A 23,152-nucleotide genomic window follows, 5' to 3' on the forward strand; every position below is an offset into this window, starting at 1 on the left:
TCAGACCGTGAAAATCGGCGCTGGCTCGGTCTCGTCCGGCAACGCGAATTCGTCGACCAGGCGGGCGAGCCGCAGCGAGACTTCGAGATTGGCTCGGATCGCCGGCCTCCAGGCGTCCTCGACCGGCAGCGCCAGCGCTTTCGATACGGCGTCGATATAGTCGTCGAACTGATTTTGTTGTGGCTCGGCCATCACGCTCCCAAACAACAGTGCACTCTCAGTGTACCGGCAACGGCGGATGCGGGATCGCCGTCAACAGCTCCTTGGTGTAGTCGTCCTGCGGATCGTTCAAGACCCTTTCGGAAGAGCCTTCCTCGACGATCCGCCCCGACCGCATCACAATGACACGATCGCACAACAAGCGCACTACATTCAAATCATGCGAGACGAACAGATAGCTCATACCTAGCCGCGCCTTGAGGTCCTGGAGCAGGTTCAGCACCACGGCCTGGACAGAGACGTCCAGCGCCGCCGTCGGCTCGTCCAGGATGACGAGCTTTGGATGCAGGGCGATGGCACGGGCGATGCCGACGCGGGCCTTCTGGCCGCCGGAGAGCTGGTGCGGGAAACGATCCAGCAAATTGTGCGGCAAACCGACCATGGTGGCCAACTCCTCGCAGCGGAAGCGGAGGGCGTCGCGTCCCCTGATGTCGCCGAGCTGCATGATCGGATCGGCGATGGCGCGGACGGCGGTGAAGCGCGGGTTGAGGCTGTCGGTCGGGTCCTGGAACACCATCTGGATGCGGCTGCGCTGCGGCAACCGGGCAAAGGCAGCAGGCGCGATGGCGCCGATGTCCTCGCCGTCGAACCGGATCAGGCCGGAGGTCTGGTCGAGCAACCGCATCACCATCATGGACGTGGTCGATTTGCCGCAGCCGGATTCGCCGACGAGGCCAACGCACTCGCCGTGGCCGATCGAGAAGCTGATGCCGTCGACGGCGCGGAACACGTCCGGCTCCACGGGCGGCTTGCGGCCGAACAGTTTTCCGAGCGTCGCGGTGGCGCCCTGGCGGGGGTATTCCTTGACGAGCTTTTCGATGAGGAGGAGAGGCGTCTTCTCCCTCTCCCCGTCCTTCACGGGGAGAGGGTTGGGGTGAGGGGCTGTATCCGCGAGCACGACACGTGGAGAGTCCCCCTCACCCGCCACGCTTCGCGTGCCGGCCTCTCCCCGCGTGCGGGGAGAGGCGAAGGAAGCCCCTTCCTCCTCCGGCAACAGATCGCGCAAGGACACGCCGAGCCGCGGCGTCGCGCGCATCAGCTTCTTGGTGTAGGGGTGCTGCGGGTTGGCGAAGATGTCGGCGGCTTTTGCGGTCTCGACCACGCGGCCCTTTTCCATCACCACGACGCGGTCGCAATAGGCGGCGGCGAGGCCGAGATCGTGGGTGATCAGGATGGTCGACATCGCCTTGCGCTTGGTCAGCTCGACGATCAGATCCATCACCGCCTTCTGGGTGGTGACGTCAAGACCCGTCGTCGGCTCGTCCGCGATCAGCAGCTGCGGATTGCAGGCGAGCGCGAGCGCGATGACGACGCGCTGGCACATGCCGCCGGACAATTCGAACGGATAGGCGTGATAGCGCTCGCGCGGGCGGGCGATCTTGACCTGCTCCAGCGCCTCGATCGCCTTCTCGCCACGGTCGCCGACCTGGGCCTGCTGCACATGGGTACGCAGGACGTCCTCGATCTGGTCGCCCACTTTCCGGATCGGATTGAGCGCGGCGCGCGGGTTCTGGAAGATCATCGAGACTTCGCGGCCGCGCAAATCGCGCATCTGGCCTTCGGTCGCGGCCTTGACGTCGATCCCGGAGAACATCACCGAACCCTCGGCGATCCGCCCCGCCCGGTCGAGGATGCGCATCACCGCATAGGACGTCACCGACTTGCCGGAGCCGGACTCGCCGACGATGGCAAGCGTCTCGCCCTTGGCGACGGAGATGCTGACGTGCTGCACGGCTTTCACGATGCCGCGGCGGGTGATGAATTCGACCGTGAGGTCCTGGACGTCGAGCAGCGGCTGGGCGGTCATGGCCGACTCCCCCCCATCATGGCGAAAACAACCCCATGCACAGTAGAACAGGGGTTGGAATCATTGATGAATTTTGGCAGGCGTGAGGCGGCCATCACGTCCTCCGCTGGGGATCGACGATGTCGCGCAGGCCGTCGCCGAGGAGGTTGAAGCAGAACACCGCGATCATCAGCGCGAGGCCCGGAAACAGCGCGATCCACCATTCGCCGGAGACCATGAAGCCCGCGCCTTCCGCGACCATGATGCCCCATTCGGCGGTCGGCGGCCGGACGCCGAGGCCGATGAAGGAGAGGCCGGCAGCATTGAGGATGGCGTAGCCCATGGTCAGCGACATCTGCACGATCATGATCGGCATGATGTTCGGCAGAATATGCACCAGCAGGATACGGAATTCGCCGTTGCCGGAGAGACGCGCGGCCTGCACGAAGCCGGCATTGCGGCGGACATTGGCTTCGGCGCGCGCGACGCGGGCATAGAGCGGGAAGTTCACGATGGCCGTGGCCAGGATGATGTTCTGCACGGTATTGCCCAGCGCCGCGACGATGCCCATTGCCAGCACGAACAGCGGGAAGGCCATGATGGTGTCGGCGATGCGGCCGACGATCCGGTCGGTCCAGCCGCCAAAGTAACCCGCCGCGATGCCGGCAAGCCCGCCCATCAAGAACACCAGCACCACGGAGGCGACCGCGATGAAGGTATCAAGCCGCGTCGCCACGACGACGCGGCTGAAGATGTCGCGGCCCAATTGATCGGTGCCGAACCAGTGCGCAGCCGAGGGTGCTTTCAATGCCGCCGCGGTGTCGGAGGCGAGCGGATCATACGGCACCACATAGGGGCCGAAAACCGCAGCAAGGAGAATGACGATCAGCAGGGCAAAGGAAAAGCCCGTGACCTTGTTCTCGCCGAGCACATAGCGGGTCTGTTCGAGGATCGCGACGAGTCCCGAGGTTCGCGCGGGACCGGCGGGTTCAACGGCCGGTGCAACAGAGCTCATGGCTTAGCCCTCCAGCCGCACGCGCGGATCGATCACGCCATAGAGAATGTCGATCACGAGATTGAGCAGCACGTACATCACGGCCATGGTCAGCACGAAGCCCTGCACCGGCGCGAAGTCGGACGAGATCAACGCTTCCACCGCGTAGGAGCCGATGCCGGGCCAGGCGAAGACTTTCTCCACCAGCACGTTGGCGCCGAGCAGGAACGAGAACACCATGCTGAGCGTGGTGATCACCGGCAGCATCGCGTTGCGGAAGGCGTAGGTGACAATGACGGTCGAGGGCGACAGGCCGCTGGCGCGTGCGGTGCGCACAAACTCCGACGACAGCACCGCCAGCATCGAGGCCCGCGTCATGCGCGCGATCGGCGCCAGCGAGAAGATCGCGAGCGTCGTCGCCGGCAGGATGAGCTGGCTCAACGCCGATCGGAACGCCTCGAAGTCGCGCGCGATCAGCGTGTCGATCAGATAGAAGCCGGTGATCGTCGGTGGCGCGGTGTAAAACACGTCCAACCGGCCGAGTGGCGCCGGCGACCAGCCGAGCCGGAAATAGAAGAAATAGACCAGCACCAGGCCGGTGAAGAACACCGGCAGCGACACGCCGGCTGTCGTCGTCACCCGACAGAGATGATCGACCCATGATCCCGGCCGCGTCGCCGCCAGCACACCAAGCGGAATGGCGATCACGATCGAGACGACGAGGCCGAGCAGCGTCAGCTCGGCGGAGGCCGGCAGGCGGTTGCGGATTTCGGCGGCGACCGGCTGTCCCGTCGTGAGCGAGTTGCCGAAATCGCCATGGGCGAGATCATTGGTGTAGCGGAAGAACTGCTCGATCAGCGGCTTGTCGAGGCCGAGCTTTTTGCGGATCTGCTCGACGGCTTCCTTGGTTGCGGCAGGGCCGGCGAAGTACGCGGCGGGATCACCCGGCAGCGCACGCGTGAGCAGGAACGTGACGATGACGACGGCGATGAGCGAGGGAATCGCGAACATCAGGCGCTTGCCGATCATGGTGAGCATGGGATGCTCCGCGGGCTTGCTTCGCCTCTCCCGCTTGCGGGAGAGGCCGACGCGCTCGTAGAGCGCGGTGGGTGAGGGCTCTCTCCACCCAGGGACATCCTCCGCACGCCCTGACAATCCCGACGCGGAGACACCCTCTCCCCAACCCTCTCCCGCAAGCGGGAGAGGGAGCGCAGCGCCGATGCCGATGCGTCGCCGACGATCAGCATCGGCTCACCCCTTCGCCATCGCGCGATAATCGAGACGGCGGTGGAACCAGTATTGGTAGCCTGAGATGTTCTTCTGCATCGCGACGTTGACGAAGGGCTGGTATAGCGGGATGCGCGGGATGTCGGTGTAGGCGAGATCGACAAAACCCTTCACGTCGGTGTCGTAGGTCGCCTTGTCGCCGACAGCCGCCGCAGTGCGGGCGCCGTCGATGAACTTGTCCATCTCGGGCGACTTGTAGCTCATGGTGTTGAAGACGGAATTGTTGCCGTGATAGCACCAGTAGAAGAAGTATTCGGGGTAATCGAGCCAGCCCGAGAACACGTTGGTGAAGAGCGGCATTTCCTTCTTGTTCAATTCGGTGCGCCAGTTGGCGCCGGGCACCTTGTTGATGGTGGTCTTGATGCCGATCTGCGCGAGGCTCTCCTGCACCAGTACGCAGAGCGGCTCGTTGACGCCGGCGAAGTTGAGGTCGAACGAGATCGTGGTCTCGAAGCCGCCCCCGAGGCCTGCCTCCGCCATCAGCGCCTTCGCCTTCTCGATGTCGGTGTTGTATTTGTGCGGCTGCGGCCAGGCGACTTCGGTCGGCTTGTCCTTTGCCGCCCCGAACATCGGGTTCGCGAGCCCGAACATCACGGCATCCATGATCTTCTGATAGGGCAGCGCGTAGGCGACCGCCTGGCGGACCTTCGGATTGTCGAACGGCGGCTTGGTGACATTCATGCCGATATACTGGATGCCGTTGGAGAACGGCAGCGACACCACGTTGAGCTTGCCGCTCGCCTTCATCTCCTGGAAATCCTTGTTCGGGAGTTCGTAGGAGATATCGGCGTCACCGCGCTCGAGCAACGCGCGGCGGTTGCCGGCCTGCGGCACCATGCGCCAGATCACGCGCTTGATCTTCGGCAGCGGACCGCCGACCCAATCCTCGTTGCGCTCCATGATCACTTCGGTGCCGGCGGTCCACTTCGTCACCTTGTAGGCGCCGGAGCCTGCGGTCTGCTGCTTCGTGAATTCGAGGCCCCAGGGATCCTTCTCGTTGGCGTGCTTCTTCACCAGTTCGGAGTTGACGATACAAGGCACGATCACGGCGAGATCGGGGATCGTCAGCCTGTCCTTCTTCAGGAAGTCGACGCGCACGGTGTAGTCGTCGATGACGACGAACTGCTCCGGCTTGGTCAGCGAGCCCGCGCTCATCTGGAAGGTCGGGAAGCCGCCGACGCTGACCGCACGATCGAGCGACCATTTCACGTCCTTCGCGGTCACCGGCGCGCCGTCATGGAATTTGGCGTTCTTCTTCAGCTTGAAGGTGACCGACATGTCGTCGATCTTGAACTCCTCGGCGAGCTCGCCCTTGAACTTGTCACGGTCGTAATAGGGCACGCCGCCGGGGCCGCTCTTCATCTCGTGGCTGATCAGCCGGTCGTAACAATTCCAGGACACCTCATAGCCGGGTACGTTGGTGCCGACGCCATGAATGTCGAGATTGTTGGGGCCGCCTTCCGAGACGATCAGCAGCGTCTCCGAACGCGCGTCGGCCTGGGCTGAGGAAACGACCTGTGGCACGGCCGGAAGCGCCGCGCCTGCGGCCAATCCGGAAACGGACTTGAGGAAATCGCGGCGCTTCATGGGGGATGCTCCAACTCAGAAGTTTCTGGTTGGAACTGGATTCGCAAGGTTCGTGCCAAGGCTTAATGGCGCCTGACATGTGCACCAATTAACTGAGATCGCGCCGGAATTCCTGCTTTTTGGAGAGGCAAACCGAAAGCCCAACCTAGGAGCATTGCATACAAAAACGGATATCTTGCTTATAATATTAGCTTTGTGGAGGACCCGCCTATTTGGTAGGCGAACATCCCTGCCCGTTGGACGCTGAACGCCCGCCCGCTCTCCAACACGAGTTTGAAATGCAGCTGCTGCCGTGGCCACCCCTAAGCCAGTCAAAGCGGATGGCGCTTGATTGTCATCTGGGCGTGCGGCGGCCTGCCCCGGCAAAGCCTACGCCGCCTCGGCGGTCGCCAGATTCTTGCCGTATAAGCGGAGCCGCCCCTATAGCAGCCGCTGTTTTGATGGGCGCAGCGGGAGGACTCGAACCTCCATCTCCCCAGTCAGCCGTCCAGACCGCGAATCAGAGGCGGCTGTCGAAACCGGGCGCTCTATCCAATTGAGCTACGCTGCGTTTTAGTTCTTGCCGGTATTTTTTCTCGGCAAGCCGCGCCTCCCCCAACGGCTGCAACCGCGTGACCAGCGGCGTCAGGTCGTAGGTGATGTGCCCCAACTCCTTGTGCTTGCCCTTGGCGAGCAGACCCAATTTGAACAGTTTGGCCAATGACCGCTGAACCGTGCGCTGGCTAACACCCATACGCTTAGCGATCGTCGTCGGCCGGATAAACGGCATTTCGTCTTTGACGTAGTAGTGCGCCATCAAATTCAGCAGCACTACCATATCGTCGCCCTTCAGCTTCGTTCGCTTCGTGCCGAGTTGGTGTTGATTGAACAGGAGCACGTCGGGGATGGGCGACCATCCCGACTTGCCCGCCTCGCCGTAGCGTGCCGTCACACGGCTGTCCTCGGCACGCTGAGGCAAATTCTCACGTCCCGCCTCTGTAGGGACGGCAGGATCCTGGTCGAAATCGATCTCCACAATATCAGCCATAGAAAAGCTCGGCGGCAGTTGATGTCGGCTGATTTATCAGCTTTGATACGGAGAACAAGCGCGGTCTGTTTAACGGTGACAGATATGACGCTTTTTCTCCTTCGTCCGGAGCCGTTGACGGCGCCTCCCCTGACTTAACCCGGAAGGGGTGGATGCAAACTGCATCCAGGTGCGTTGCGGTTTGCCGATTCAGGTGATGAATAGAGAGCCGCGACGTTCGCTGAACTCGGGGCATGACCATGTCTAAGAAGCGACCCGACCGCTGGGAGACCGCCAACAAGGCGATAGTCCTACTGACCCAATTTGCCGGGTTCTTAGGAGCTCTGATCGCTCTAGCAAAATCGGCAGGTTGGCTATGACAGCAGAGCGTCACCACGATCGATCGCAACCAGCAATCTTGTATTCAAGGGGGAACTGAATTCCCTTGCTTGTTCATAAGGTTAGCAACACGCCTGTGTGAATTGCGATCTCCAATTCACACGTTTTCTGAGTCTCAGGCCTGTTTGCCACCCTTCACCAGCTTCAGATGAAAGTCCTCAAATCGCTTTAAAGCCGTGTCCGGGAGCGCTCTTACAACGTTCACAGGCAGGCCCAACTTCTCCCGTACCCGCTTCGCAAGATCTGACGCCAAAAGCGGGTAATGCTGATCGCCGAGGAGCAAGCAAAAGCCACCCGCCCTGTAAACGTCGTTGATGTAGTTCTTAGGCATCATCCTGACGATGAACATCGGCCGCACACCAAAGAACTGCATCATCCGCAGTTTGATCTCAAATTCCGACTGGTCGATGTAGCCGAGCTGGTTCTTAATTTCGACGCCATATTGGATGCCGTCACGCTCAACCAGGCGATCGAGATTGTGCCGGGTTTCCGTCCATTTTTTCCCGCTCACTTCTCGCAAATTATCGCTCAAAATCCGAAACCCGGCGCGCGCGAAACCAGCGTCGGCCAGCTGTTCGCCATTATGACCGAGCGCCCTAGTGAAATCCGATGCACTGAACTCTCGGATTAATCCCATAGATTCGTTCATCTGGCGATTGGGGTAACGGTGGCGGCGAGGCCGGTAGAAATGAGCGGTCACGTCGTCGAGCTTTTTCTGCGAAAAGGCAACTGCCCCCTCTGCCTTCAGCTCGTTCAAGCCTCGTTTCGTTATCCAATGAAAATAAGACCGCTCGAGCGCCACCTCGAGCTGGCGGCCGTAGTACACGACCTCACCTGCATCCTTTCCCAAAAATTCCTTCAGCAATACCTCTTTGACCTGATCAACCTTGGAATCTCGCGGTCGAGATTCCACCTCGTCGTCGATGTAGGCCTCCCACTCATAATCTTCATTGGACATTGAGCAGGCCGGATTACGGGCTTACGGTCGAAACCTTAGATTGCTTGATATTGAATAACCCCCCGACTTGAAACCACAAAGCCGAATTTCACCAATCGTCGTCCTGGTAGAAGCCAGAGGCCATTGCCCCAGGAAGAAGCTTTGCGAAGATTGGTGGCCGCCAGCTCGCGCCATCATTCCTCCCTGGGGCAACGGGTCCTGGATCGAAGCTGCGCTTGTCCAGGACGACGACCGTGGCTCGGCCGTCGATCCACGCTGAACTAGTCCGCCCAGATCAGTTCCTGAAGCTCGACCAGATCATTCGCCTTGTCCTGCCAGCCCTCGATGCAGACGTGGCTGTTGAGGTCGCTGGCAGAGTGCAACAACATCAAAGCCATCAGCCGCCGCTTGAGCGCATAGTCCGGCTTCGCATAGCCAAAGCCTTCGAGCAGGCTGCGCACCCTCCCCGGCCGGCCGGCCGCCATGAAGGCGCTGGGGCCGAGCAGATCGTAGTCGCGCCATCCCGCCCTGACGTCGCCGAAATCGAACAGGCCGGCGAGCGACCAGTCATCATCGTGGCAGGCGAGCAAGAAGTTCTCGGGAATGTATTCGCCGATCAGGATCACCGGCGGCGCGTCCATCGGAATGAGTTTTGCGGCGTCGCGCAGGAGGTCGTCGAGGCCAGCGAGGAATTTCGGCGCGAGGCCGAGACGTTCATGCCGCGCCTTGCAGCCCTGCATCTGCGTGCGCATGAACGCATCCCAGCGTGGCTCGATTGTTTCGAGCGGACCGAGCGGCGCGCGTTGCACGGCGGCAATGGTCTCGCCGATCTGGCGCAGCAGGCGCTCCTTCTGCGCTTCCGGCAATGACGGCCAGACCTCCGAGCCGAGCGTGCCGGCGAGCCGCGTGATGATCAGATAAGGCCAGCCGTCGCACATCCCTTCCGCGACGATCTCGGGCATCGGCAGATGCAGGCGGCCCTTGAGCTGCGTCAGCGAGCCGCGCTCAGAGACGAATTGCGCGCGCAGCAGCGGCGGGAAGATCTTCAGGATCAAGCGATCGCCGAAGCCGACGACGAGATTGGTGCCGGTCGCGAATACATGCGGCGCGCCGATATCGACGCCATGGCTGCGCGCGATGTCGATCGCGATCGGCAGCCATTGCGGCGGATCGGAGCGAAAGGCGCGGAAGGCTTGCGCGTCGGCGAAAGCCGGCAATGGAGCGATGGTCATCGGCGCAAGCCCAGCAAACGGTGCACCTCTCCCGCCTGCGGGAGAGGTCGCGCCGAAGGCGCGGGTGAGGGTTCTCTCCTCTTGAGGGTTCTCGATTGCGGAGGCACCCTCTCCCCAGCCCTCCCCCGCAGGCGGGGGAGGGAGCGCACCTCGCTCGCGGTTGCAGCGATATCTGATCGCAACATGCTACCGCTCCGGGCTGGCGCGCTCGAACTGGCGCAGCAGCTTGTTGCCGCGTTCGACCGCGGCATCGAGCGCGGCTTGCGCGCTCTTGTGGCCGGCGAAGGCCTGCTCCAGCTCCTCCTCGATCGCGCCGCGGATCAGGTTGAAGGAGCCGAGCCTAATGCCCTTCGAGTTCTCGGTCGGCGGGTGCAGCGTGATCTCCTCGAACGAGATCGCCGAGCCCGGATTGCGCTCGTAAAAGCCTTGCGCGCGCGTCAGCTCGAAGGCGGCACGGGTGATCGGCAAGTACCCGGTGTTCTGGTGCCAAGCGGCCTGCACGCCGGGCTGCGACAGATAGGCGAAGAACCGCGCCACGCCTCTGTACTCCTCGCGCGGCCGGTCGCGCAGCACCCACAGCGTGGCGCCGCCGATGATCGAATTCTGCGGCGCGCCCTTCACGTCGGGCCAGTACGGCATCATGCCGTAGCCGATCTCGAACTTCGAATTCGCCTTGATGTCGGCGCGCGTCGCCGAGGAGCCGATGAAGATGCCGCATTCGCCGTTCTGGAAACGCGGCTCGGCCGCTTGTCCCCGGCCGCTGTAGTCGAACAGTTTTGTCTTTTGCCATTCGGCGAGCTGAGCGACGTGTTTGACCACGACCGGATTGTTGATGGTCAATTCCGCATCGAGGCCGGCAAAGCCATTCGCGCGCGTGGCCAGCGGCAGATTGTGAAACGCCGATAAATTCTCGATATGGATCCAGGACGGCCAGGACGTGGTGAAACCGCACACCGCACCGCGCTCGCGCAGGCGCTTTGCGGTAAGCCCGAGCTCGGGCCAGGTCTTCGGCGGCGTCTCCGGATCGAGGCCGGCGTCGCGGAACATGGTCTTGTTGTAATAGAGGATCGGCGTCGACGAGTTGAACGGGAACGACAGCAGATTGCCGCTCGCATCGGTGTAATAGCCGGAGACCGCCGGCAGATAGTCGTTGAGCGAGAACGGCTCGCCCATGTCGCGCATCAGGCTGTACACCGGATAGATCGCGCCCTTGGCCGCGGTCATGGTGGCGGTGGCGACCTCGTTGACCTGGACGATCGCGGGCTGGCTGCGCGAGCGGAAGGCGAAGATCGCAGCCGTCACCGTCTCGGTATAATTGCCCTTGTAAGCAGGCACGATCCGGTAATCGGACTGCGAGGCGTTGAAGTCGGAGGCGAGCTTCTCGAGCTGCTTGCCGAGCTCGCCCGACATGGCGTGCCACAGCGCGATGTCGGTGGCGGCATGCGCCTGCGAACCCAGGATGAGGGCCAAGGTGGCGGCGGCCTGCAAAAGGCGCAATGCTAAAGTCACGATGGCTCTTCCCGTCTTGCGCGGCAAAAAGGCGACTATACCCTGCTTAAGGCGCGGCATTGGCGGATTCAACCGGGAATGAAGGCGGCACGCGGCGCACAATCGCTGGGTCGCCCCGAGCGGGATAGCCTTCCCTTGACCATCTGCTAGATTGCATTGAACCTTTTTGCTTCGCCATAGACTCCCTCTCTGAGGGGTTGAGTGTGCCAGTGCTAAACCGTGCCGAACTCTCGCGGACCGGGATGATCTTCGTCGCGCTTCTGCTCGCCACGTTCGCGTTCGGCGTGTGCGCGACGGGCGCCGTTGCGCGCGAATTCCGCGCCGCCGACACCCAGACCGAGGATTACCCGACCGTCCAGGCGCTGCGCTATATGGGCGCGCTCATTGCCGAGCGCACCGGCGGCCGGCACGAGATCAAGGTGTTTCACTCCCGCCAGCTCGGCGAGGAGAAGGAGACGATCGAGCAGACCCGCGCCGGCGCGATCGACCTCAACCGGACCAACGTGGCCCTGATCGGCAATTTCGTTCCGGCGATGAACGTGCTCGCGATGCCGTTCCTGTTCCGGTCCATCGAGCACATGCAGAAGGTGCTGGACGGGCCGATCGGCAACGAAATCCTCGGCAGCTTCGAGCCCTACGGCTTCGTCGGGCTCGCCTTCTACGATTCCGGGGCGCGGTCGATCTACAATGCTGTCCGTCCCGTGAAGGGCATCGCCGACCTCAACGGCCTGCGGATCCGGGTGCAGCAATCGGAGTTGATGAGCGAGATGATCCGTTCGCTCGGCGCCGAGCCGGTCGAATTGCCCTATGGGCAGGTACTCACGGGGCTCGCGACCGGCCTGATCGACGGCGCCGAAAATAACTGGCCATCCTTCGTGACGACAGATCATTACAAATATGCCAGCTTTTACACCCTGACCGAGCACACGATGAGCCCGGAGGTGCTGGTGATCTCGCTCAAGGCGTGGCGAAGCCTTTCGGCCGACGACCAGCAAATTTTCCGCGAGGCCGCGGCGCGCTCGAGCCTCTTCATGCGCGAGAAGTGGCGCGACCTCGAGGAGCAGTCGCAGCGCAAGGCCGAGGCCGCTGGCGTCACCATCGTCAGGGAGATTGACCGCAAGCCGTTCGAGGACGCGATGGTTCCGATCTACACCAGGGCCGCGCGGGACCCGCCCGCGGCCGCGCTGATCGAACGCATTCGCAAGGTGGAGTGACGTCACTGGCTGCACCCGGACACAGCGAGGTCGCAGACCGGCCGCCCGGCCCGATCGGGCGGCTACGCGTGCGCCTCGTCGGCGTGCTGCGGGCGGTGCCGATCCGCTGGCGCATCCTGTCGATCGCGGCGCTGAACTCGGCCGTCGTGATCGTGCTGGTCGCGATGATCTGGAACGGCGCGCAGGTGCTGGGCTCGGCCTGGGACGACGTGCGCCAGGTGCGAGAGTCTGATCGAATTTTGGCACTGCTCGAAAGCGAGACCGGGCGGCTCCAGAACCTGATCCACCGCTACATCAACCAGCCGAGCCCGGACCTGTTCGCCGAGATCCTGCTGCTGCGCGAGGCCGTGCTGGGCACGCTGACCGACCGCGCCGCCAAGGATCCGATGCTGTCGGGCTCGGTCGAGGAGCTCGAGCGCACCACCGACCGCTTCCTCAACGGTTTTGGCGAACTGCGCAGCGTGCAGGCGACGATCGCCAAGACCTATGAGGAGCAGGTGCAGGGCCCGGCCAAGGACATGGCGGGCCTCTACTCCATCATCGAGGGCGCCACCGGCCATCGCGACGCGCTGATCTGGCCGTCGCTCGGCAAGTCGCGCGAGGCCTTCACCGCGATGCTGGTGGCGGCCAATTCCTATTATCTGTCGCTGTCGCCGGGGGCAGCCGACGATGCCCGTCGCAACACCGAGACGATCGAGACCACCATCCCGGTCATGATCGACCTTGCCGACAACGACCTCCAGCGCATGGCGCTGCAAAAGCTCGGCGCCCGCACGATGGCGCTGCGCGTGGGCTTTGCAAAGCTGTCGGAGCAGCTGACCAACCGCACCGAATTGCTGCGCAACACCATCGACGCCAGCCAGGCCGAGGCGATCGGCGCCATCGACGACCTCTCGACAAAAATGCGCCAGCGCGAGCAGAAGGCGCAGGAGACGTTCGACCGCACGCTGGCCGACATTTCACGGCGGGTGCTGTCGATCGCGGTGATCTTCCTCGGCATCATCCTCAGCGCCGGCGTGCTGATCGCGCTGTCGATCCGACTGCCGCTGCAGCAGATCATGGCTGCGATGCGCGCGATCACGCTCGGCGATCTCGGCCGCGAGGTGCAGGGCACGCAAGCGCGCGACGAGGTCGGGGCCATGGCGCGCGCGGTCGAAGTGTTCCGCGAGAATGCGATCGCGAAGCGCGAGACCGAGGACGAGTTGCGCGCGTCCAAGGAGAAGGCCGAGAGCGCGCTGCTCGAGCTCAATGCCGCGCAGCAGAATCTGATCGACGCCGAGCGGCTCGCCGCGCTCGGCGGCCTCGTCGCCGGCGTCGCGCATGAGGTCAACAACCCGATCGGCATCAGCCTGACCGTTGCTTCCAGCTTCGCCCGGCGCAGCGAAATCTTCGAGGCCCAGATCAAGGGCGACGGGGGCTTGCGCCGCTCGCAGCTCGAAGAATTCGTGGCCTCCTCGCGCGACGCCTCGCAGCAGCTCGTTGCCAACCTCACCCGCGCCGGCGAGCTGATCCAGTCGTTCAAGCAGGTCGCGGTCGATCGGTCCCACGCCGAGCGGCGGCAATTCTCGTTGAGCGAAGCCACCGACCAGATCATCGCGAGCCTGCGGCCCGTGCTGAAGCGCTCGCCGACCACGCTTCAGGTCGACGTGCCCGAGGGGCTGCTGCTCGACGGCTATCCCGGCTCCTATGGCCAGATCCTGACCAATCTGTTCCTCAATGCCGCCAACCACGCCTTCGCCGACGGGCGCGCCGGCACCATCACGATTTCGGCGCGGCCGCGCGGCGCCGAGGACATCGAGATCATCTTTGCCGATGACGGGGCCGGCATGACCCCCGACGTGCAACGCCAAGCCTTTGACCCGTTCTTTACCACAAGGCGCAATGAAGGTGGCACGGGACTCGGGCTGCATATCGTCTATAACCTCGTCACCCAGCAGCTCGGCGGGCGGATGATGCTGGAATCCAAGCTGGGACAAGGCACCACTTTTCGGATTATCATGCCGCGGATCGCCAAGGGCGGCGCGCCAAGCACAGAAAGCGACGGGACTTCGCAATGGCCGAACAGGACGATGTCCTCCACCTGATCGACGATACCGGTACCGCGTCGGAGGATATTAACGCCCGGAAATGGAAGATCGCTGTCATTGACGACGATCCGGCCGTGCATGACGGCACCCGCTTCGCGCTCTCCGACTACACCCTCAACGGGCAGGGCCTGGAAATCCTCACCGCCCATTCCGCGGCGGAAGGTCGCAAACTGATGGCGGAGCACGGCGACATCGCCGCGGTGCTGCTCGACGTCATCATGGAGACCGACGTCGCCGGCCTCGATCTGGTCGAATATATCCGCAACGAGCTCAAGAACGAGACCGTGCGCATCATCCTGCGCACGGGCCAGCCCGGCCAGGCGCCCGAGCGGCGCGTGATCGTTCAGTACGACATCAACGACTACAAGGCCAAGACCGAGCTCACCGCCGACAAGCTGTTCACCTCGCTGACCGCGGCGCTGCGCTCCTACCAGCAGCTCGAGCGCATGGTGCAGACGCGGCGCGGGCTCGAGATCATCATCGATGCCGCTTCCACGCTGTACGACTTCAAGTCGATGCAGCGGCTCGCCGAGGGCGTGCTGACCCAGCTCGCCTCGCTGCTCAATGTCGATTGCGCCGGCATCCTGGTTTTGCGCGACAATGGCGGCGTCGATCCCGAGCTCTCGGTGCTCGCAGGCAGCGGCTGCTACAGCCGCTTCATCGGCACGACCTCGTCGAAGGCGCTCGACCCCGATTTGCGCGCGATGGTGGAGGCCGCCTTCCAGGGCCGCAAGAACGAATTCGCCGACCACCGCAGCGTGATTTACTTGCGCACCGGCTCTGGTCGCGAGGTCGTGGTGCTGCTGCAGGCCGAGCGCGAGCTGTCGCAAACCGATCGCTCGCTGGTCGAGATCTTCTCCAGCCGGCTCTCGATCGCCTTCGACAACGTGATCCTGTACCAGCAGCTCCAGGACGCCAACACCCAGCTGGAAGACCGCGTCGCCCAACGCACCCGCGCGCTGATGCAGGCCAACCGCCGGCTGTCGGCGCAATGGTTGCGGCTGCAGCGCGCCAACGGCTTCAAGAACGAGATTCTCGGCACCGTCGCGCACGACCTCAAGAACCCGCTCGGCGTCATCCTCGGCCGCACCGAGATGCTGAAGGAGCTGATCTCGACCGGCGCCTCGGCGAGCGGCGTGGTCGCCCAGGTCGATCATATCCGCGACGCCACCAAGCGCCTGACCACGATGGTCGATCATCTGATCTCGGACGCGATGGCGGATGCCTTCGACATCACCATCCGCCGCGAGCCGGTCGACGTCGCAGCGCTGGTCAAGGAGGTCGCCGAGGCCAACCAGCCGCTCGCGGTCAACAAGCAGCAGGCCATCCACGTCACCGCGCCGGCCAACATCGTCACCATGTGCGACACCGACCGCATCCGCGAAGCCATCGACAACCTCATCAGCAACGCCATCAAATACTCGCCGATCGGCGGCAAGATCACCGTTGTAGTGACCCATGAGGGCCATGACACCATCATCCGCGTCAGCGACGAGGGCGCCGGCCTGTCGCCGGAGGATCTCGGCCGCCTGTTCGGCCGGTTCCAGCGGTTATCCGCAAAACCGACGGCAGGCGAGAGTTCGACGGGGCTTGGGTTGTCCATCGTCAAGCGTATTATCGACATGCATGGCGGCGAGGTGACCGCCGACAGCGACGGCCCGGGCAAGGGATCGACCTTCACCATCAGCCTGCCCGCGACCGAACTGCCGTGATTTGAGGATCGATATCTGCGGGATGCTGAAGTGACATGACACAGAGCCAGCACATCATGATCGTCGACGACGAGGCCCCGGCCCGGGAGATGGTCGGCGATTACCTCAAGATGCACGGCTTCACCGTGACGCTGTGCGACGGCGGCAGGTCCTTGCGCGCCGCCATCGACGGCGGCATGCCCGACCTCGTCGTGCTCGACCTCAACATGCCCGAGGAAGACGGCCTCTCGATCATCCGCGACCTCAAGAGCCGCATCAACGTTCCCGTGATCATGCTGACGGCGACCGCGAGCCCGATCGACCGCGTCGTCGGTCTCGAGCTCGGCGCCGACGATTACGTGGCCAAGCCCTGCGAGCTGCGCGAGCTGATGGCACGCATCCGCTCGGTGCTGCGGCGGAGCGCGCCGGTGAAGAACGTCGCCGCTGAGACGGCGGCGGCGAAATCCGACAAGGACCAGCTGGTGCGCTTCGGCACCAAATGGCTCGATCTCGAAGCCCAGGCGCTGCGTGACGACGAGGGCAACGAGCATCCGCTGACCGCGTCCGAGTTCGGACTATTGAAGGTGTTCGCGGCCAATCCAAAGCGCGTGCTGTCGCGCGAGCGCCTGCTCGAACTCGCCAACGCGCGCGACGCCGAAGCCTTCGACCGCGCCGTCGACCTCCGCATCATGCGCATCCGCCGCAAGATCGAGCCCGACCCGACCAAGCCCGCCGTGATCCGCACCATCCGCGGCGGCGGCTATCTGTTCTCGCCGGCAGGCGAGAAGGCGTAGGGGCCGGCAGCACTCACCGCTGTCGTCCCGGCGAAGGCATGGGTTGAGGCAACATTGAACGCAAGACGTGGAAATACGTTCCCCGCTGCCTCGAACGCCTCAAAGTAACCCACCCGTATTTTCCGTACATTGAAATTGCACGCTTTTTTACCGCGAATGTTTCGTCGCGGCCGTTACGACGAAACAATTTGACGGCGCACGAAACCATTTTCCCCTTTTCGTGCAGACGTCCCGAAACGTTGGCTCATTAACACTTTGGTCCAAGGAAACGCCGCTCGGTTGCGGCGCACCGGGGAGCTAAGTCAATGCCGAACGTCATCGCCATCAACGCCCAGGCCAGCCAGAGCATCATTGCCGCTCAGGCAACCTCGGACGATATGCTTCTGGAAAGCATTGCCGACGGCAACCGGACGTCCATGCACATCCTTTACTGCCGTCATAATGTGCGTGTGTACCGCTTCATTCTGCGCATCGTCCGCGACGCCACCACGGCGGAAGACCTGGTCAGCCAGGTGTTTTTGGACGTGTGGCGGACCGCCGGCCAGTTCCAGGGCCGCTCGCAGGTCTCGACCTGGCTGCTGTCGATCGCCCGCTTCAAGGCGCTGACCGCGATGCGCCAGCGCCGCTTCGAGGACATCGACCAGGAAGACGTGCGCCAGATCCCGGACAGCTGCGACACGCCGGAGACGTCGCTCGACCGCAGCGACACCAGCGCCATCCTGCGCGCCTGCGTCGCCAAGTTGTCGCCCGCACATCGCGAGATTATCACGCTCGTCTACTACCATGAGAAGTCGGTGGAGGAGGTCGGACAGATCATCGGCATCCCCCAGAGCACGGTGAAGACCCGGATGTTCTATGCCCGCAAGCAGCTCGCCGATCTGCTTAAGCATTGCGGCGTCGACCGTTTCGCGGCCTGACATCGAATGATTTCAAAGAGATAGGGCCGTTTCTGCGACCCCGTCCCGGGACACGAAAGCGTTACCGCCAACGAAACAATTGAAACAAACCACAACATCAGGCGGAAAAACTTCGTCCCTATAAAGCTCACATACGGTTTCGTTAAACCTCCCAAGACCTCCAGCGACCCGGACGGGATGCCCCCCTCCGGGTCGCTTTGTATTTGGGGGCCCCCCTCCGTCACGAACGTGTGACGCCGCGTAACGATCGCAGCCTCCATCCCGAACTGCCCTCGTGACCTCCTTCACGAGTGCCCCGATGCTCGAACTTCTCTTCGCCGTCCTTGCCGGCATCCTCACCATCGCAGCGCCCTGCACGCTGCCGATGCTGCCGATCCTGCTTGGCGCCTCGATCGGGCGCACGTCGCAGCTGCGCCCCGCCATGATCGCGCTCGGCTTCGTCATCTCCTTCTCCGCGGTCGCACTGCTGCTCGGCGCGCTGACGCGGCTGTTCGATTTCGATCCGAACGTGCTGCGCGAGGCCGCCGCGATCCTGCTGCTCGGATTCGGCCTGCTGATGCTGTGGCCGGCGCCGTTCGAATGGCTGTCGATCCGGCTCAATGGCTGGCTCGACCTCGGTTCTGGCAGCGCCACACAACGCGAGGGCGCGCTCGGCGGCCTCGTGCTCGGCACCACGCTCGGCCTGGTCTGGACGCCCTGCGCCGGTCCCGTGCTCGGCTCGATCCTGACGCTGGTCGCGACCTCCCGGAATCTGGCCTGGGCCGGCACGCTGCTGATCGCCTACGCGATCGGCGCGGCAATCCCGATGCTGGCGATCGCCTATGGCGGACAGGCCGCGACCACGCGCGTGCGCGGCCTCGCACGCATCTCGCCGCGGCTGCAGCAGGGTTTTGGCGTGGTCGTGATCGCCTTCGCGATCGCCGCCTACTTCCAATACGACACGCTGATCGTGGCGTGGCTCACCGGATTCTACCCCACCGGCCAGATCGGCCTGTGATCACCCAGCATCTCAACCGGAGGACGCTTCCATGACTCTCAAACTACTCGCTGTGTCTGCCTCGCTGATCGGCTTCGCCCTGACCGGCGCCGCCATTCCCGGCATCTGCGACGAGGCCGCAGCGCCGATCAAGGTCGCCGCCGCGACGCAAGGGTCCGCGCCCGACTTCACCGGCATCAGCAACTGGTTCAACTCGAAGCCACTGAGCATCGCCGGCCTGCGCGGCAAGGTCGTGCTGGTCGACTTCTGGACCTATGGCTGCGTCAACTGCGTCAACACGCTGCCGCACGTCACCGAGCTTTACGCCAAGTACAGGGACAAGGGCCTCGTCGTGGTCGGCGTGCACACGCCGGAATTCCCGTTCGAGCGTTCCGCCTCCAACGTGCAGGCCGCGCTGAAGCGCCACGGCATCACCTATCCGGTGGCGCAGGACAATGATTCCGGCACCTGGAACGCCTATCGCAACCAATATTGGCCGGCGCAATACCTTATCGACCAGAACGGCAAGATCGTGTTTCAGCACGAAGGCGAAGGCCGTTACGACGAGATCGACCGCGCCGTGGCCAGGCTGCTGAACGCCAATAGCTGATGTCGTACGGGTTAGACAAAGAGTCCTATAGGATGGGAGGACGGCATTGGTCATCATATGCCTAAGCCGGGCGCGATGGCGTAGCTGAGCAGCCAGATCGGCGCCCCCTATAACCACAACACGTTGCGTTGTGACGGGAGCGCCGATGCTATCGAACCTTGATCCCATCGTGCTTGCACGTGCGCAGTTCGCATTCACGATGTCGTTCCACATCGTGTTTCCGGCATTCTCGATCGGGCTTGCCAGCTATCTTGCCGTGCTGGAAGCCATCTGGCTGTGGACCGGCCGGGAGGTCTTTCTCAACCTGTTCCACTATTGGCTGAAGATCTTCGCGATTGCCTTCGGCATGGGCGTGGTGTCGGGCATCGTGATGTCCTACCAGTTCGGAACCAATTGGTCGGGCTTTGCCGACAAGACGGGACCGGTCATCGGTCCCTTGATGGCTTACGAGGTGCTGACCGCGTTCTTCCTCGAAGCCGGGTTCCTCGGCGTGATGCTGTTCGGTCTTGATCGCGTCGGCCCGAGGCTGCACTTCGTCGCGACGTTGATGGTTGCGATCGGCACGCTGATCTCGGCGTTCTGGATCCTATCGGCCAATTCGTGGATGCAAACCCCGGCGGGCTACGCCGTCAATTCCGATGGCCAGTTCGTGGTCGCCGACTGGCTCGAGGTCATCTTCAATCCGTCCTTCCCCTATCGGCTCGTCCATATGGTGCTCGCCGCCTACCTGACCACGTCGCTCGTGGTCGGCGCCGTCGGCGCGTATCATCTGCTGCGCGACCCGCATCTTGCCGGCCCCCGGGTCATGTTCTCGATGGCGATGTGGATGGCGGCACTGGTCGCGCCGGTCCAGATCCTGGCCGGCGACCAGCACGGCCTCAACACGCTGGCGCATCAACCAGCCAAGGTCATGGCGATGGAAGGGCACTACCAGAGCCACGGCAACGGCGCACCACTCGTCCTGTTCGGACTGCCCGATCAGGCCGCCGGCAGGATCGACTATGAGATCGCAATCCCGAAACTGTCCTCTTTGATCCTGAAACACTCGCTCGATGCGCCGCTCGCGGGGCTGGACACCGTGCCCCGCGAAAACTGGCCACCGGTGCCGATCACATTCTGGTCGTTCCGCATCATGGTCGCGCTGGGCTTCCTGATGTTCGGGCTGGGGCTTTCGAGCCTGTGGGCCCGCTGGCGCGGCACCCTGTTCGACTCCCGGCCACTGCACATGTTCGCGCTGACGATGGGGCCCGCGGGGTTCATTGCGGTGCTTGCGGGCTGGATCACCACCGAGACAGGCCGGCAGCCTTTCACGGTCTACGGCCTGTTGCGAACGGCGGACGCAGCCTCGCCGCTGGCCGCGCCGGCGGTGGGGTCGTCATTGCTGGCCTTCATCGTCGTCTACTTCGTCGTGTTCGCGGCGGGCGTCGTCTACATCCTGCGCTTGATGGGATCATCGCCGCATCACGGAGAGCAGGGGCCGCGCGGCGACCTGCCGGCGCGCGCCGCCGGCATCACTCCGGCCTCGGGCGTTGCGGGACAGGGGGTGCTGTCATGACCGCCGCCATCGACCTCGCCACCGTCTGGGCGTTCATCATCGCGTTCGCGGTATTCGTCTACGTCGTGATGGACGGCTTCGATCTGGGCCTCGGCATCCTGTTTCCCCTGTTTCCCGCCAAGGCCGACCGCGACGTCATGATGAACAGCGTGGCGCCGGTCTGGGACGGCAACGAGACCTGGCTCGTGCTGGGCGGCGGCGGCCTGATGGCCGCCTTTCCGCTCGCCTACGCAGTGCTGATGCCAGCGCTCTACACACCCATGATCGCGATGTTGATTGGGCTGGTCTTCCGCGGCGTCGCCTTCGAATTTCGCTGGCGCACCACGGCGGCGCGAAACCGCTGGGACATTGCCTTTGCCTTGGGATCGCTGCTGGCGACGCTGGCGCAGGGCGTCGCGCTCGGCGCTATCCTGCAAGGCGTGCATGTAGAGGCGCGGCAATACGCCGGCGGCTGGTGGGACTGGCTGACGCCGTTCAGCCTCCTGACGGGAATTGCCCTGATGATCGGCTACTCCCTGCTGGGCGCCACCTGGCTCGTTCTGAAAACCGAGGGCGCCCTGCGCGACAAGGCCTACAGGCTGAGTTGGTATCTGCTGTTCGCGATGCTTGCGGCAATCGCAACGGTCAGCATCGCCACGCCGTTTCTCAGCATCCAATATGCGCAGCGCTGGTTCACTTGGCCGAACATCATCCTGGTCACGCCGGTTCCGGTCGCTGTCGCGGCCGTGACCGCGCTCCTGATGCGAAGCCTCTCGCAGAAGCAGGACTCCAGGCCGTTTGTCCTGACGCTGGTTCTGTTCGCGCTGTCCTATGCCGGGCTCGGCATCAGCATGTATCCCTATATCGTGCCGCAGAGCATCACGATCTGGCAGGCGGCTGCGCCGCAAAACAGCCAGCTCTTCATGCTCGTCGGCGTGGCCGGACTGGTGCCACTGATTCTCGGCTATACCGGCTGGGCCTATTGGGTCTTCCGCGGCAAGGTCAGGGCCGCGAGCGGTTACCACTGATGCCGCGCGAAGCGGAGCCGAAGCCGCTGTGGCAGCGACTGATGTGGTTCGCCGTTCTCTGGCTCGGCGGCGTGGGCGCCGTCACCGCGATTTCGTTCGGTCTCAGACTGTGGCTTGCGCCGAAATGATCGGCCGGGCCACCGAAGGAATCGTGCGCCACGGCCGCTAACGACGACCGCACCGTGGCGCGGCTGCTGAACGCCGCGGTCGCATCGGGGACGTCCGAGGCGGCTTGACTCCGCGGACCCGCCCGTAGAGTTTCGCAGCCCTGCAACAAGCCGCTCGTAATGGACGACGCGACCACCAGCAACGACATTCGCCTTCGTGAAGGCTCCTCGATCGCGCAGCGCCTGGTCATGGCCGGGTCTGCGGCGGCCGTTGCGCTTTGTTTCACGCCGGGCCTGTTCACACACGATGCGCTCGAGGTGATCATCTCCGTGGTCGCGATGCTGGCGGGCGCCGCGTTCGTCGGTGCCGTCATGCTGACCCCGGCGGTGGTGTGGATCATCACGCCCGAAGAAATCCTGATCGGGCGGCAGCGTCCGTTCGGCAAGCTTCAGACCAGGATCGTCACGAAAGACGACATCAGGGGGCTTCAGGTTCCTGGCAGCAAAACCGCCAAGGCCCGCTTCCAGCTGGCCTTTACGCTGACCTCGGGCGAACGCCTGACAAGCCCGTCCCTCGCCGACGTCACGCATGTTCGTGACACCGTGGCCCGCATCGCCACGCAATTCGATGTTCCCGACGTCGAGGCGCCGGTCAATCCGCTCGATGCCAGCAATCCCGAGATGCGTCTCGGCGAACCCGTCGAGCCGTTTCCCCAGAGGGACATCCGGATCGCAGCCTTGATCGTCGTCGCGCTGAGTGGTGCACCCTACGCCTACAGGCTGTGGCGGGGTTTGCCGCCCAATTCGATCGACATCATGCTGCTGCCGCTTGGCGTCATCGCCGGGTTCGCGGTTTACAGATTCGCCAATCTGGTCACCGGGGCCTTCTGGATCATCCGGCAAGAGGATATCCGCGTCGAACGCCTCTGGGGCAACGGCCAGCCGCGCGCGGACCATATTGAAGGGCGCGACGTCAAAGCGATCACGGTCGAGCGCCGCGGCCGGTCCGAGGACGAGCACTGCATCGTCGTGATCCGGTTGCAGTCCGGACGCAAGTTTCGCAGCCCCCGCATCGGATCGCGCAACGAAGCGCGGGCCGTGGGCACCGAGATCGTCCGGCGGCTCGGGATTGGGCCTGAGGCCAGCCAGATTTAGCTGGCATCTAGTGCCAATTGTCGAAGTTGGTCTCACCCGCGAATTCGGTCTGTGCCTCTCCCGCTTGCGGGAGAGGTCGCGCC

At 63.6% G+C, this 23,152-nt stretch carries 19 protein-coding genes, 1 tRNA gene and 1 pseudogene; 11 read left to right on the plus strand and 10 right to left on the minus strand.

Features of this window, described 5'->3' with window-relative positions; all coding sequences use genetic code 11:
- From JJE66_RS08690 to ugpB, 10 genes and pseudogenes are all read right to left on the minus strand, one after another.
- Positions 1–192, minus strand: coding sequence for a DUF4089 domain-containing protein (locus JJE66_RS08690; protein ID WP_200513821.1), 192 nt, complete (start codon positions 190–192; stop codon positions 1–3).
- A 25-nt stretch (positions 193–217) separates the two neighbouring features.
- Positions 218–2,026, minus strand: coding sequence for an ABC transporter ATP-binding protein (locus JJE66_RS08695; protein ID WP_200513822.1), 1,809 nt, complete (start codon positions 2,024–2,026; stop codon positions 218–220).
- Between the two features lie 94 nt (positions 2,027–2,120).
- Positions 2,121–3,020, minus strand: coding sequence for an ABC transporter permease (locus JJE66_RS08700; protein WP_200513823.1), 900 nt, complete (start codon positions 3,018–3,020; stop codon positions 2,121–2,123).
- A gap of 3 nt (positions 3,021–3,023) precedes the next feature.
- Complete coding sequence (locus JJE66_RS08705; RefSeq protein ID WP_200513824.1) at positions 3,024–4,037, minus strand: ABC transporter permease; 1,014 nt, start codon at positions 4,035–4,037, stop codon at positions 3,024–3,026.
- 213 nt (positions 4,038–4,250) lie between these two features.
- Positions 4,251–5,873 carry an ABC transporter substrate-binding protein gene (locus JJE66_RS08710; protein ID WP_200513825.1) on the minus strand — a complete coding sequence of 541 codons (1,623 nt, stop codon included), beginning with the start codon at positions 5,871–5,873 and terminating at the stop codon, positions 4,251–4,253.
- Positions 5,874–6,314: 441 nt separating this feature from the next.
- Positions 6,315–6,423: transfer RNA gene (locus JJE66_RS08715), tRNA-OTHER, on the minus strand.
- A gap of 66 nt (positions 6,424–6,489) precedes the next feature.
- Positions 6,490–6,900 (minus strand): annotated as a pseudogene (locus JJE66_RS38845) (helix-turn-helix domain-containing protein); the annotation flags it as partial.
- Between the two features lie 493 nt (positions 6,901–7,393).
- On the minus strand, positions 7,394–8,236 hold the full coding sequence (locus tag JJE66_RS08725; RefSeq protein ID WP_200513826.1) for a hypothetical protein: 843 nt from the start codon (positions 8,234–8,236) through the stop codon (positions 7,394–7,396).
- Positions 8,237–8,496: 260 nt separating this feature from the next.
- Entirely contained in the window at positions 8,497–9,447 is a 951-nt protein-coding gene (locus tag JJE66_RS08730; protein WP_200513827.1) for a phosphotransferase, read from the minus strand.
- A gap of 186 nt (positions 9,448–9,633) precedes the next feature.
- Complete coding sequence (gene ugpB / locus JJE66_RS08735) at positions 9,634–11,016, minus strand: sn-glycerol-3-phosphate ABC transporter substrate-binding protein UgpB (RefSeq protein ID WP_200513828.1); 1,383 nt, start codon at positions 11,014–11,016, stop codon at positions 9,634–9,636.
- A 143-nt stretch (positions 11,017–11,159) separates the two neighbouring features.
- Between ugpB and JJE66_RS08740 the strand changes: the two genes are divergently transcribed.
- The 11 genes from JJE66_RS08740 to JJE66_RS08790 all read left to right on the plus strand — a co-directional run bounded on the left by JJE66_RS08740 (position 11,160) and on the right by JJE66_RS08790 (position 23,069).
- Entirely contained in the window at positions 11,160–12,170 is a 1,011-nt protein-coding gene (locus tag JJE66_RS08740) for a TRAP transporter substrate-binding protein (protein ID WP_200513829.1), read from the plus strand.
- Between the two features lie 5 nt (positions 12,171–12,175).
- Positions 12,176–14,254: a sensor histidine kinase gene (locus JJE66_RS08745; protein WP_210349768.1), complete on the plus strand. Its 2,079-nt coding sequence runs from the start codon at positions 12,176–12,178 to the stop codon at positions 14,252–14,254.
- Positions 14,224–15,969 (plus strand): DUF3369 domain-containing protein, encoded by a 1,746-nt coding sequence (locus JJE66_RS08750; RefSeq protein WP_200513830.1) that lies wholly within the window; start codon positions 14,224–14,226, stop codon positions 15,967–15,969. Before JJE66_RS08745 ends, JJE66_RS08750 begins: the two co-directional genes overlap by 31 nt.
- A 35-nt stretch (positions 15,970–16,004) precedes the next feature.
- On the plus strand, positions 16,005–16,742 hold the full coding sequence (locus JJE66_RS08755; RefSeq protein ID WP_200513831.1) for a response regulator: 738 nt from the start codon (positions 16,005–16,007) through the stop codon (positions 16,740–16,742).
- 305 nt (positions 16,743–17,047) lie between these two features.
- The gene (locus JJE66_RS08760; protein WP_200513832.1) at positions 17,048–17,659 is read left to right on the plus strand and encodes a sigma-70 family RNA polymerase sigma factor; all 612 of its coding nucleotides are present in this window, start codon (positions 17,048–17,050) and stop codon (positions 17,657–17,659) included.
- Positions 17,660–17,957: 298 nt separating this feature from the next.
- Positions 17,958–18,656 carry a cytochrome c biogenesis CcdA family protein gene (locus tag JJE66_RS08765; RefSeq protein ID WP_200513833.1) on the plus strand — a complete coding sequence of 233 codons (699 nt, stop codon included), beginning with the start codon at positions 17,958–17,960 and terminating at the stop codon, positions 18,654–18,656.
- Between the two features lie 31 nt (positions 18,657–18,687).
- Positions 18,688–19,245: a thioredoxin family protein gene (locus JJE66_RS08770; RefSeq protein WP_200513834.1), complete on the plus strand. Its 558-nt coding sequence runs from the start codon at positions 18,688–18,690 to the stop codon at positions 19,243–19,245.
- Between the two features lie 145 nt (positions 19,246–19,390).
- On the plus strand, positions 19,391–20,800 hold the full coding sequence (locus tag JJE66_RS08775; protein ID WP_200513835.1) for a cytochrome ubiquinol oxidase subunit I: 1,410 nt from the start codon (positions 19,391–19,393) through the stop codon (positions 20,798–20,800).
- On the plus strand, positions 20,797–21,807 hold the full coding sequence (gene cydB, locus JJE66_RS08780) for a cytochrome d ubiquinol oxidase subunit II (RefSeq protein WP_200513836.1): 1,011 nt from the start codon (positions 20,797–20,799) through the stop codon (positions 21,805–21,807). Before JJE66_RS08775 ends, cydB begins: the two co-directional genes overlap by 4 nt.
- Entirely contained in the window at positions 21,807–21,935 is a 129-nt protein-coding gene (locus JJE66_RS08785; RefSeq protein ID WP_200513837.1) for a DUF2474 domain-containing protein, read from the plus strand. The genes cydB and JJE66_RS08785 overlap by 1 nt, the downstream gene beginning before the upstream one ends.
- Positions 21,936–22,094: 159 nt before the next feature.
- Entirely contained in the window at positions 22,095–23,069 is a 975-nt protein-coding gene (locus tag JJE66_RS08790; RefSeq protein ID WP_200513838.1) for a hypothetical protein, read from the plus strand.
- Positions 23,070–23,152 lie beyond the last annotated feature (83 nt).

This window comes from Bradyrhizobium diazoefficiens (assembly GCF_016612535.1).
GTDB lineage: Bacteria > Pseudomonadota > Alphaproteobacteria > Rhizobiales > Xanthobacteraceae > Bradyrhizobium > Bradyrhizobium diazoefficiens_C.